The organism is Streptomyces sp. NPDC104367 (assembly GCF_055583825.1).
In genome coordinates this window covers 296,449-309,886 of record NZ_JBVJND010000007.1, presented here as the reverse complement: position 1 = coordinate 309,886, position 13,438 = coordinate 296,449, and the positions used below count along the sequence as shown (strand labels likewise).

Below are 13,438 nucleotides of genomic sequence, written 5' to 3'. Positions count from 1 at the left end.
AATGGTTCAGGGGGTGGGCCGGCCGAGAGCGGCGAGCCACTTCTCGACGGCGGCGGCGGTGGTCGCCGAGTGCTCCTCCAGGACGGAGAAGTGGTCGCCGGGCACGTCGGCCGTGGTGTGCGGCAGCCGCCAGAACGCGCGGGTGTCGAGCGAGGGGTCGGCCGGGGTCCCGGGCAGCGGGTCCTCGGCCCTCAGCAGGAGGGTCGGGGCGGTCACCGGGCGGGGCTGCCAGGGACCGAAGGTCCGCAGGTAACTCCCCATCGTGGTGAGGCCGTTGTCGCTCAGCCCGAGGTCGAACGCGTCGAAGCGGTCGACCATGCCGTTGATCATGGCGGGCATCCACCACTCCATGCCCGGCAGGGAGGCGGTGTCCATCGGGTAGGTGTCGACCATGGCGAGTCCGGCGGGGGGCGTGCCGCGCCGTTCCAGTTCGGCGGTCACCGCGTGCGCGACGCAGCCGCCCAGCGAGCGGCCCAGCAGAGCGAACGGCCGCTCCCCGACCAGTCGTTGGACCGCGTCCGCCTGCATCGCGACGAAGGTGTCCGCCGAGTCCGGCAGCGCGCCGTCCTCGCCGTAGCCGGGCGCGGGGACCGCGAGCACGTCCCGTACCCCGTGCAGGGCCCGGGCGAACCGGGCGTACTCGTGCGGCCCGGACAGCGCGGTGAGCGCCGGGAAGCAGACCAGCGCGACCGGGTCGGGTCCGCCGGCCAGGACGACCGGCGGGACGGCGTTGCGGGCGCTGTCCGCCGTGCCGAAGGTGCCGCGCAGCCGGGAGGCGGCCACGATCAGCTCGGTGGCCGCGGTGATCTCCTGGGCGGCGCACAGCCGCAGGTAGAGGCCGGTGAGCGGGGACTCGGGCCCCTTGCCCGGCCCGTCCGGTCCCGGCCGGGCCCGCAGGAGTGCGCCGAGGTGTCCGGCCAGGGCGGCCGGGGTCGGGAAGCGGATGGTGAGGGCGCCGCCGAGCGGCAGCCCGGTCGTACCGGCCAGCCGGGCGCCCAGCTCCACGGCGGAGAGCGAGTCCAGTCCGGCTTCGACGAACGGCCGGTCCGCCGGCACCGCCTCGTCGGTCGCGTACCCGAGGACACCCGCCGCGTGGGCCCTGACGAGGCCGAGCAGTTCGGCGTCCAGCGCGGGCCCGGACAGCGCCGCGTGCCGCTCGGCCCAGCCCGGTCCCGCCTCCGCCGCCACGGGGCCGGGCAGCAGCGGGGCGTCGGTCGTGCTGCGGGTCACGGTGGCGTCGAGCCAGTGGCGGCGCCGCTGGAAGGCGTAGGTGGGCAGCTCCACCGGGTGCGGGTCGAGGCCCTCGAAGACGGCCCGCCAGTCCACCCGTACGCCGTCCGTGTGCAGCCGTCCCAGCGACGTCAGCAGGGTCGCCGCCTCGGGGCGGCCGGCGCGCAGCACGGGCGCGAGGACGGCGGGCCGGGCGGTGCCCGGGTCCTCGCCGGCCAGGATGTCGCCGGCCATCGCGGTGAGCACGCCGTCGGGCCCCACCTCCACGAAGCGGGTCACGCCGAGCGCGCGCAACTCCCTTACGACGTCGAGGAACCGGACGGTACCGCGGGCGTGGTCGGCCCACTGGTCGGCGGACCAGGTCTCCCCGTCCGGCAGCAGGGCGCCGGTCAGGTCGGAGACGACCGGCAGCGCGGGGACGCGGTGGTGGGCCGCCTTGGCCGTACGGCGGAACTCCTCCAGCATGCCGTCCATGCGGTGCGAGTGGAAGGCGTGGCCGACCCGCAGCCGGGCCGTCCTGCGCCCCTGCTCGCGGAAGCGGGCCGCGAGGGCCAGCACCGGCTCCCGGTCGCCGGAGACGACCACCGAGCGGGGGCCGTTGACCGCGGCGACGGAGACCGTCTGAGCCGCCTCGCCGTCGAGTGCCGCGGCGACCTCCTCCTCGGTCGCCTCCACGGCGGCCATCGCGCCCCCGTCCGGCAGCGCCTGCATCAGCCGGCCCCGGGCCATGACCAGTCCGGCCGCGTCGGGCAGCGAGAGCACTCCGGCGGCGTGCGCGGCGGCCAGGCTGCCGATCGAGTGCCCGGCGACGGCGTCGGGCCGCACCCCCCAGGACTCCAGCAGCCGCAGCAGCGCGACCTCCACGGCGAACAGGGCGGGCTGCGCGTGCTCCGTACGGCCGAGCAGCTCGCCGTGCGCCTCGGACAGCACGATCTCGCGGACGGCGGTGGACGTCCCTGGCGTGCGGTGCCGGTCGAGTTCGGCGGTCACCTCGTCGAACGCCCGGGCGTAGGCGGGGAACCGCTCGTACAGCTCCCGGCCCATGGCGGGACGCTGGCTGCCCTGACCGGTGAACAGGAACGCCGTGCGCCCCTCCGTGCGCGGCACGGCGGGCGGGGTGCTGCCCCCGGCCAGCGCGCGCAGGCCGTCGAGCGCCTCGTCGCGGTCCGCGGCGACGACGACCGCGCGACGGTCGTGGGCGGTCCGCGTGGTGGCCAGCGACCAGGCCACGTCGACCGGTTCGAGCTCCGGACGCCGCCCGAGCAGGGCCACGAGCCGAGCGGCCTGTTCCCGCACCGCGTCCGCCGACCGCGCGGAGACCAGCCAGGGCAGTGCGCCCGGCGAGTTCCCGGGCGCCCCCGGTGTCCCGGGCGCCCCGGGACGGCCGCCGACACCGTCCCTTCCCGGCGGCCGCCCGCCGACGGCACGGCCACCGGCCCCGTCGGCCCCCGGAGCCGAACCGCTAACGGCGCGCTCGCCTACGGGAATCCCCCCGCGAACGACGCTCTCCCCTTCCGGGGCCCGCCCGCGAACGGCTCTCTCCTCTTCAGGGGCCCGCCCGCGAACGATGCCCTCCCCTTCCGGAGTCCCCCCGCGAACGGCACCCTCCCCTTCCAGAATCCGCCCGCGAACGGCCTCCGCGACGACGGCCTCCGCGACGACGGCCTCGGCGGCGACGGTCTCCGTGGCCGGCTCGCGCGCCGGGCGGCCGTCGGTGTCCTCCGTCCCCGGCGCCCGCTCGTGCTCGACGGGACCCTGCGGCTCGTCGGGAGCCTGTTCGAGGATCACGTGGGCGTTGGTGCCGCTGACGCCGAACGCGGAGACGCCGGCGCGGCGGGGGCGGTCGTGGCCGGGCCAGGGGCGGGAGTCGGCGAGCAGCCGGACACCGCCGTCCTCCCACTCGACGTGCGGGGTGGGCTCGTCCGCGTGCAGGGACCTGGGCAGCACGCCGTGGCGGATCGACTGCACGGCCTTGATCACGCCGGCCACGCCCGCCGCGGCCGCCGTGTGCCCGATGTTGGACTTGAGCGAGCCGAGCCACAGCGGCCGGTCCGCGGGCCGGTCCTGGCCGTACGCGGCCTGGAGGGCCTGGACCTCGATGGGGTCGCCGAGGGTGGTGCCGGTGCCGTGGCCCTCGACCAGGTCGACGTCGTGCGGGGACAGGCCCGCGTCCGCGAGCGCCCGCCGGATCACCCGCTGCTGCGCCGGGCCGTTGGGGGCGGTCAGGCCGTTGGAGGCGCCGTCCTGGTTCACCGCCGTGCCCCGCACCACCGCCAGCACCGGGTGCCCGAGCCGCTGGGCGTCCGACAGCCGCTCGACCAGCAGCAGCCCGACGCCCTCCGCCCAGCCCGTGCCGTCGGCGGAGGCGGCGAAGGCGCGGCAGCGGCCGTCCGGGGACAGTCCGCGCTGCCGTGAGAAGGCGACGAAGCCGGCCGGGCTGGACATCACCGTCGCGCCGCCCGCGAGCGCGAGGTCGCACTCCCCGGACCGCAGCGCCCGCACCGCCAGGTGCAGGGCGACCAGGGACGACGAGCACGCCGTGTCCACGGTCACCGCCGGGCCCTCGAACCCGTACGTGTAGGACAGCCGGCCGGACGCCACGCTGCCGAGGTTGCCGATGCCCAGGTAGCCCTCCAGTTCGGCGGGCACCTGGTCGAGACGGCTGTGGTAGTCCTGTCCGGCCAGGCCGACGAAGACGCCCGTGGCGCTGGAGCGCAGGGTGTCGGGGGCGATCCCGGCCCGCTCGAACGCCTCCCAGGACGCCTCCAGCAGGAGCCGGTGCTGCGGGTCCATGGCCAGCGCCTCGCGCGGCGAGACGCCGAAGAACTCCGCGTCGAAGTCGGCCGCGTCGTACACGAACCCGCCGTGCCGGGCGTAGCTGGTGCCCGGCCGGTCGGGGTCCGGGTCGTAGAGGGCTTCCAGGTCCCAGCCGCGGTCGTCCGGCCAGGGGGCGACCGCGTCACCGCCGGCCGAGACCAGGTCCCACAGGTCGTCGGGCGAGGCCACCCCGCCCGGCAGCCGGCAGCTCATGCCGACGACGGCGACCGGCTCGCGCAGGGCCGACTCGACCTCGCGCAGGCGGCGTTGGGCCTCCCGGCTCTCACCGACCGCCCGCTTGAGGTAGCGGCGCAGCTTCTCCTCATCGGCCACGGCAGGCCACCTTTCGACTCTCCCGTCCGTCGCGCATCACGCCTCGCTGTCCATCAGCTCGAAGAGTTCGTCGTCCGTCGCCGACTCCAGGTCGAGTTCGCCGTCGTCCTCCTGCCGCGGCCGGGTGTCGACGCCCCAGCGGGCGGCCAACGCACGGATCCGGGCGACGAGTTCGAGCCCGTCCGGGTCGGTGGGCGAAGCCCCGGGCGCGAGCCGTTCCAGGAGGGCGAGCGCGTCCCGCGCCGGTCCCTGCTCCGCCGCGTCCGCGGCCGGCAGCAGGGTGGCGAGGTGGGCGGCGAGCGCGGCGGGCGTCGGGTGGTCGAAGACCAGGGTCGCCGGCAGCCTGCGGCCGAGGGCCGCGGCCAGCCGGTTGCGCAGGTCCACGGCGGTCAGCGACTCCAGCCCGAGTTCCTTGAACGCCCTTTCCGCGCCCACCTCTTCGGGACCTTCGTGGCCGAGCACGCCGGCGGTCTGCCGGCGCACCAGGTCGAGCAGCGCGTCGAGCCGCTCGGCGGCGGCGAGGGCGGTGAGCCGGGCCGCCGGGTCGGTCCCGGCCCCGGTGCCCGTCCCGTCCTCGGCGAGCTCGTCGCCGAGTGCGGCCGGGGCGGTGAGCCGGGCGGCCGGGACCGGACCCGCGTCGAGCCAGAAGCGCCGGCGCTGGAAGGGGTAGGTGGGCAGTTCCACCCGCCGTGGCCGGGGCCCGGCGAACGCGGGTGCCCAGTCGACCGGTACGCCGTGGGCGTGCAGGACGGCGGCCGAGGCGAGGAAGCGGTCGAGGCCGCCGTGGTCGCGGCGCAGGGTCTCGGTCACGACCGCGTCCGGGGCCGCTTCGGCGTCGAACGTGTCCTGGATGCTCGCGGCCAGTACGGGGTGCGGGCTGACCTCGACGAAGACGGTGTGCCCCGCCGTCACCAGGTCACGGACGACGGGCGCGAACCGCACGGTCTGCCGGATGTTGCGGTACCAGTAGCCCCCGTCCAGCTCCAGGGGGTCGGCGAGCGCCGCCGTGACCGTGGAGTGGAGCGGTACGCGGCCGGCGCGCGGGGTGACGAAGGCGAGCTGTTCGAGGAGTTCCGTCCTCGCCTCGTCGATCACCGGGGAGTGGCCCGCGACGGTGGCCGCCCTGATGCGCCGGGCGCGTTCGCCGTGTTCCTCGCAGACCGCGAGGAGTTCCTCCAGGGCGCTCTCGTCGCCGGCGACCACGGTGGCGGCCGGCCCGTTGACCGTCGCGACGCCGAGCCGGTCCGGCCAGGCCGCGATGCGCCGTTCGGCCTCGTCGAGCGGCAGGGCCAGCGAGACCATGCCGCCCTTGCCGACGAGACCGGCCAGGATCCGGCTGCGGACCACGGCGATCCGGGCCGCGTCCTCCAGCGAGAGGATCCCGGCCACGCAGGCGGCGGCGACCTCTCCCTGGCTGTGCCCGACCACCGCGTCCGGCCGTACCCCGTACGACTCCCACTGCGCCGCGAGGGCCACGAGCACCGCCCACAGCGCGGGCTGGGCCACGTCGACCCGGTCGAGGGTGGGCGCGCCCGGCGCCTCGCGCAGGACGTCGAGCAGGTCCCAGTCGACGAGCGGTGCCAGTGCGCGGGCGCAGTCGTGGATCCGCCCGGCGAACGCGGGCGAGGAGTCCAGGAGCCCCTGGGCCATCCCGGCCCACTGGGATCCGTGCCCGGGGAAGACGAAGACCGTCCTGGCGCTCTCGGCGGCGACGCCCGTCACCAGGTTCCCGGCCGGTTCGCCGTCGGCCAGGGCGGCGAGGCCCCGGACGGCGGCGTCCCGGTCGGCGGCGACCACGACGGCGCGGTGCTCGAAGTGGGACCGCTCGGTGCGCAGGGCGTGCGCGACGGCGGCGCCGTCCTCGGGTCCGGCCTCCTCCGCGAGGGCGAGCAGCCGTCCGGCCTGGGCGGCGAGCGCGGCCGGTGTCCGCCCGGACAGCAGCCAGGGCAGGGGCGTGACCTGCCCGACCGGGGCCGAAGCGGACACGGACGGCGCCCCCGCCCCCGCCCCCGCCCCCGCCCCCGTCCCCGTCCCCGTCCCCGTCCCCGGCTCAGACTCCGACGCCGGCTCCGGCTCCGGCTCTTCGGCGGGCTGTTCGAGGATGACGTGTGCGTTGGTGCCGCTCACCCCGAAGGACGAGACACCGGCCCGGCGCGCCCCCGCGGCCGTCTCCCAGGGCTGCCGCTCCGTCAGGAGCCTTACGCCGCCGTCGGCCCAGTCCACGTCCGGGGACGGCTCGTCGATGTTGAGGGTCTTCGGCAGGACGCCGTGGCGCATGGCCTGGACCATCTTGATGACGCCCGCCACCCCCGCGGCGGCCTGTGTGTGCCCGATGTTCGACTTGAGGGAGCCCAGCCACAGCGGCCGGTCCGCGGAGCGCCCCCTGCCGTAGGCGGCGACTAGCGCGTCGGCCTCGATGGGGTCGCCGAGGGTGGTGCCGGTGCCGTGCCCCTCCACCGCGTCGACGTCGTGCGGGGCGAGCCCCGCGGCGGCCAGCGCCTGGCGGATGACGCGCTGCTGTGCCGGGCCGTTCGGGGCGGTGAGGCCGTTGGAGGCGCCGTCCTGGTTCACCGCCGTGCCCCGCACCACCGCCAGCACCGGGTGTCCGAGCCGCCGGGCGTCCGACAGCCGCTCGACGACCAGCAGCCCCACGCCCTCCGCCCAGCTGGTGCCGTCGGCCCCGGCGGCGTACGCCTTGACCCGGCCGTCGGGGGCGAAGGCGCGGTGCCGGGAGGTGGCGACCATGCCCGACGGCGAGGCCATCACCGCGACACCGCCGGCGAGCGCGAGGTCGCACTCCCCGGCCTCCAGGGCCCGTACGGCCAGGTGGAGGGCGACCAGGGACGACGAGCACGCCGTGTCCACGGTCACCGCCGGGCCCTCGAACCCGTACGTGTACGAGACCCGGCCGGACGCCACGCTGGCCGCGCTGCCGTTGTGGAGGTAGCCCTCCAGCTCCGGCGGGAGTTCGTGCAGTCGGCCGGCGTAGTCGTTGTACATGACCCCGACGAAGACGCCGGTGTTGCTGCCGCGCAGGGCGTCGGGGGCGATGCCGGCCCGCTCGAAGGCCTCCCAGGAGGTTTCGAGCAGCAGGCGCTGCTGGGGGTCGGTGGCGAGCGCCTCGCGCGGGGAGATGCCGAAGAAGCCCGCGTCGAAGTCGGCCGCGTCGTGCAGGAAGCCGCCGTGCTGGGTGTAGGTGCGGCCGGGCTGGTCGGGGTCGGCGTCGAAGAGGGCCTCGTTGTCCCAGCCCCGGTCGGTGGGCCAGGGGGTGATGGCGTCGCCGCCGGTGGAGACCAGGTCCCACAGGTCCTCGGGCGAGGCCACCCCGCCCGGCAGCCGGCAGCCCATGCCGACGATCACGACCGGGTCGTCGGCCGTGCGTACCGGGCCTGCCGCGGGGACCGGGACGGCGGTGCCGGCCGGTTCGCCGACGAGTTCGGCGAGCAGGAAGCGGGCCAGGGCCCGGGGGGTGGGGTGGTCGAAGACGAGCGCGGGTGACAGCCGCAGTCCGCCGGCCGTGCCGAGCCGGTTGCGCAGTTCGACCGCCGTCAGCGAGTCGAGGCCAAGGTCCTTGAACGCGCGGTCGGCGGCGACGGCGGTGCGGTCGTCGCGGCCGAGGACCGTGGCCGCCTCCGCGCGGACCAGGTCGATCAGGAACTCCTCGCGCGCCGCCGGGTCGAGGGCGAGCAGCCGGGCGGCGAGGGTGGTGCCGGAGTCCTCGGGTGCCGTGCGGGCGGCGGGCCGCCGGGTGCGCACCAGCTCCCGCAGGGCGGCGGGCAGCTGGGCCGGGTCGGCGCCGTGGCGCAGGGCGAGCGGGACCAGCAGCGGGTGGTCCGTGGCACCGGCCGCGTCGAACAGGGCGAGTCCCTCGGGCGTGGTGATCGGGCGGGCCCCGTGCCGGGCGTTGCGTCGGTGGTCGGCGTCGGCCAGGTGGCCGGTCAGGTCGCTGTTCTCCGCCCACAGTCCCCAGGCGAGGGAGGTGGCGGGCAGGCCGAGCGCGCGGCGGTGTGCCGTCAGCGCGTCCAGGAAGGTGTTGGCGGCGGCGTAGTTGGCCTGGCCCGGGACGCCGAGGACGCCCGCGGCCGAGGAGAAGACGACGAACTCGGTGAGGTCCGCGTCGCGGGTGAGTTCGTGCAGGTTCCAGGCGGCGTCGGCCTTGGGCCGCAGGACGGTGTCCAGCCGGTCGGCGGTCAGTGCGGCCAGCACACCGTCGTCCAGGGTGCCGGCCGCGTGCACGACACCGGTCAGCGGGTGGTCCGCCGCGATGCCGTCGAGGAGGGCGCGCAGGGCGTCGCGGTCGGCCGCGTCGACGGCGGCCACGGCGACGGTGGCGCCGAGGCCGGTGAGTTCGGCGGCGAACTCCCGTGCGCCGGGCGTGCCGAGACCGCGCCGACCGGTCAGCAGCAGGTGCCGTACGCCCAGCTCGGTGACGAGACGGCGGGCCACCAGCCGGCCGAGCAGGCCGAGCCCTCCGGTGACCAGGACGGTGCCGTCGGCGGGTGCGAACCGCCAGGTCCGGCCGGCCGAGGCGGCGGCGGGCAGGAGGCGCGGTACGAGGGCCCGGCCGGCCCGCAGGACGAGCTGCGGTTCCCCGGCGGTGTCGGCCGCCGCCACGGCGGCGGTGAGCGGGCCGCCGTCCGGGGCGGGGCCGTCCGTGTCCACCAGCAGCAGACGGCCCGGGTGTTCGGACTGCGCCGAGCGCAGCAGGCCCCAGACCCCGGCGGTGGTCAGGTCCGGTGCCTCGCCGTCGGCGGACACCGCGCCGGTGGTCAGCACGGCCAGTCGGACGCCGTCGAGTTCGGGGCGGGCGAGCCAGTCCTGGACGAGGGCGAGGACCCTGTCCAGCGTGGCCCGCGCGCGGGTGGGCACGGAGGCGTCGGGCACGGCGCCCGGTACACCTCGCACACTTGGTGCGTCTGGTGCGTCTGGTGCGTCTGGTGCGTCTGGTGCATCTTGTGCTCTTCGTGTGCTTGGTGTGCTTGGCGTGCTTGGTGTGCTTGGTGCGCCCGGCGGTACGGCGTACCAGACGGTGTCCGGCACCTCGCGGCCGGCGCGGACCGCGTCCGCGAGGGCGGCGGGGCCGCCGAGGTCCTCCAGCAGCGGAAGCGGCCCGGCGGCCGGTGCGCCGCCCGCGCGCTCCGGCAGGGCGAGCGGTCGCCAGCCGAGGCGGTACAGCGGTGCGGTGGTCTCCACGCCGGCGGCGAGTCGTCCCGCCGAGACCGGCCGGTACACCAGCGAGTCGACCGACACGACCGGCGCGCCGCCGGGGTCGAAGGCGTCCAGGGACAGTCCGCCGTCGGCGGTGGGGGTGAGCCGGACCCGCAGGGTCATCGCGCCCGAGGCGTGCAGCCGTACCCCGTTCCAGGCGAACGGCAGCAGGGCCTGTCCCGGCTTCCAGTTCGGCGAGGGGTCGAGGCCGGTGGCGTGGAAGGCCGCGTCGAACAGCGCCGGGTGCACCCCGAACCCGGCCGCCGCGGCCCGCTCCTCGCGGTCGAGGGCGACCTCGGCGAAGAGTTCGCCGTCGCGCCGCCAGGCGGCCCGCAGGCCCTGGAAACGGGGCCCGTACTCCACTCCGGACGCGGCGAGCCGGTCGTAGACGCCGTCCGGGGAGAGGCTCGTCGCACCGGGCGGCGGCCAGTCGCCGAGCGGGCGCGGGGGCGCGGCCGAGCGGGTGAGGACACCGGTGGCGTGGCGGGTCCAGTCGGTGCCGTCGGGTGCGTCCTGCGGCCGGGAGTGGACGGTCAGCGCGCGTCGGCCGCCCTCGCCGGGCCCGGCGACCGATACCTGGATCCGGACGGCGCCGGCGGCGGGCAGGGTCAGCGGGGTCTCGATGACCAGTTCGTCGACCGTGTCGGCACCGGTCTCGTCGGCCGCCCGGAACGCCAGTTCCAGCAGGGCGGTGCCCGGGACGAGGACCCGGTCGAGGACGGTGTGGTCGGCGAGCCAGGGCTGGGTCTGCGGGGACAGCCGGCCGGTGAGCAGCAGACCGTCGCCCTCGGCGGGCCGCAGACTCGCGCCGAGCAGCGGGTGGCCCGCGGGACGCAGCCCCAGTCCGGCCGCGTCCTTCGCCGTACCGGCGGCCGGCGTGAGCCAGAAGCGCTGTCGCTGGAACGGGTACGTCGGCAGATCCGCCACGGCGGTCCGCCGCCCGCCCAGCACCGGGCTCCAGTCCGTCTCGACGCCGTGCACGTGGGCCTCGGCGACGGAGGTGAGGAAGCGGACCGGTCCGCCCTCGTCGCGGCGCAGCGACCCGGTGACCGTGACGTGCCCGGCGCCCGCGGCCTCCGCGGTCTCCTGCACGGCGGAGGTCAGCACGGGGTGCGGGCTGCTCTCGACGAAGACGTCGTGTCCCTCGGCGACCAGTTTGCGCACGGCGGGTTCGAAGAGCACGGTCTGCCGGAGGTTGGTGTACCAGTAGGCCGCGTCCATCCTGGTGGCGCCGAGCCAGTCGCCGGTCACCGTGGACAGGAGGGGGACGCGCGCGGGGTGCGGGACGACGGGGGCGAGGACGGTCAGCAGTTCCTCGCGGATGCGCTCGACCTGCGGCGAGTGGGAGGCGTAGTCGACCGCGACACGACGGGCGCGGACGCCCTCCCGTTCGCACACCGCGAGCAGGTCGTCCAGGGCCGCGGGCTCGCCCGCGACGACGACGCTGGAGGGGCCGTTGACCGTGGCCACCGAGATCCGGTCGGCCCACGGGGCGATCGCCTCGGTCGCCGCCTCCAGGGGCAGCGCCACGGACACCATGCCGCCGCCGCCCGAGAGCGCGCCGAGCGCCCTGCTGCGCAGCGCCACCACCCGCGCGGCGTCGTCGAGCGAGAGGACACCGGCCACGTGCGCGGCGGCGATCTCGCCCTGGCTGTGCCCGACGACGGCGTCCGGCCGTATCCCGTACGACTCCCAGAGCCGCGCGAGGGACACCATCACCGCCCACAGCGCGGGCTGCACGACGTCCACCCTGTCGTGTCCGGGGGCGTCCCCGGTGCCGCGCAGCACGTCCTCCAGGGACCAGTCCGTGTGCGGGGCCAGGGCAGCGGCGCAGGCGGCGATGCTGTCGGCGAACACCCCCGAGGTGTCGAGGAGTTCGCGGGCCATGCCGATCCACTGCGAGCCCTGTCCGGGGAAGACGAACACGGTGCGGGGGTCGGTCCCGGCGCTCCCGCGCACCAGGCCGGGGGCGGGTTCGGCGGCGGCGAGGGCGTCGAGGCCGGTGAGCAGCGTGCCGGCATCGGCGCCCACGACCACCGCGCGCTCCCCGAACGAGGCCCGGCCGTGCAGCAGTTCGGTGGCGACCGCCGTGAGGTCGGGGCGGTCGGCGGCGCGCAGGTACGCGGCGAGACCGGCGGCCCGTGCGGTGAGCGCGGCCGGGGTACGGGCGGACAGGAGCAGCGGGAGGACGGGGGTCCGGTGCGGGCCGGGGACGGCGTGGTCCGAGTCCGAGCCGGGGGCGGCGGGCTCCGGGAGCGGACCGGGGGCGGCGGCGTCCCGGTGCGAGCCGGAGGCGGCGAGGTCCCGGTGCGGACCAGGCACGGCGCTGTCCCGGTGCGAGCCCGAGGCGGCGACGTCCCCGTGCGGACCGGAGGCGGCGACGTCCCGATGCGAGCCCAAGGCGGCGACGTCCCCGTGCGGACCGGGGGCGGCGACGTCCCGATGCGAGCCCGAGGCGGCGACGTCCCCGTGCGAGCCCGAGGCGGCCACGTCCGGGGCGGGGCCCGTGGTGCCGTCGGTGGGTGCGGGCTCGGGTGGGGCCTGTTCCAGGATGACGTGGGTGTTGGTGCCGCTCATGCCGAAGGCGGACACCCCGGCCCGGCGCGGCTGTCCGGTCTCCGGCCAGGGGCGGTGCTCGGTCAGCAGGGAGACGGCGCCGGACGCCCAGTCGACGTGCGGGGAGGGTTCGTCCACGTGCAGGGTCCTGGGCAGCAGGCCGTGCCGCATGGCCAGCACCATCTTGATGATGCCGGCGACCCCGGCGGCGGCCTGGGTGTGCGCGATGTTCGACTTCACGGAGCCGAGCCACAGCGGGCGGTCGTGCCCCCGGTCCTGGCCGTACGTGGCGAGCAGCGCCTGCGCCTCGATGGGGTCGCCCAGGGTGGTGCCCGTGCCGTGCGCCTCGACGGCGTCCACCTGTCCGGCCGTCAGCCCGGCGTCGGCCAGGGCCTGCCGGATGACCCGCTGCTGGGCGCTGCCGTTGGGGGCGGTCAGGCCGTGCGAGGCACCGTCCTGGTTGGCCGCGGTCCCCCGGATCACGGCCAGTACCCGGTGTCCGCGGCGCCGCGCGTCGGACAGCCGCTCGACCAGCAGCAGCCCCACGCCCTCGGACCAGCCGGTGCCGTCCGCGCCGCGGGCGAAGGCCTTGCAGCGGCCGTCCGCCGACAGTCCGTGCTGCCGGGAGAACTCGACGAACGTGGACGGGGTGGTCATCACGGTGACCCCGCCCGCCAGGGCGAGGTCGCACTCGCCCGAGCGCAGCGACCGGACCGCCAGGTGCACGGCCACCGAGGACGCGGAGCAGGCCGTGTCGACGGTGACGGCGGGCCCCTCGAACCCGAGGGTGTACGAGATCCGGCCGGAGGCGACGCTCGCCGCGTTGCCGACGAGGATGTAGCCCTCCAGGTCCTCGGGGACGGTGCCGGGCGGGGGCGTGTAGTCGTTGCCGTTGGATCCGACGAAGACGCCGGTGCCGCTGCCGCGCAGGGTGTCGGGCCGGATGCCGGCGCGTTCCAGGGTCTCCCAGGCGGTCTCCAGGAGGAGCCGCTGCTGGGGGTCGACGGCCAGCGCCTCGCGGGGCGAGATGCCGAAGAAGTCGGGGTCGAAGGCGCCGGGGTCGGCGAGGAAGGCGCCGTGCCGGGTGGCGGAGGTGCCGGGCCGGTCCGGGTCCGGGTCGAACAGCGTGGTCAGGTCCCAGCCCCGGTCGTCCGGGAAGTCGCCGACGACGTCGCCGCCGTCCCGCAGCAGCCGCCACAGGTCCTCCGGGGAGTCGATGCCACCGGGGAAGCGGCAGGCCATCCCCACGATGGCGATGGGCTCCCGGTCGCCCTCCTCGGCCTCGCGCAGTTTC

2 protein-coding genes are annotated in these 13,438 nt (G+C 76.7%); both read right to left on the bottom strand.

The window, feature by feature from the left end:
- Positions 1–6 precede the first annotated feature (6 nt).
- Positions 7–4,380: a type I polyketide synthase gene (locus tag ACZ619_RS13570; RefSeq protein WP_469598100.1), complete on the bottom strand. Its 4,374-nt coding sequence runs from the start codon at positions 4,378–4,380 to the stop codon at positions 7–9.
- A gap of 36 nt (positions 4,381–4,416) precedes the next feature.
- On the bottom strand, positions 4,417–13,434 hold the full coding sequence (locus tag ACZ619_RS13565; protein WP_469598222.1) for a type I polyketide synthase: 9,018 nt from the start codon (positions 13,432–13,434) through the stop codon (positions 4,417–4,419).
- Positions 13,435–13,438: the final 4 nt, after the last annotated feature.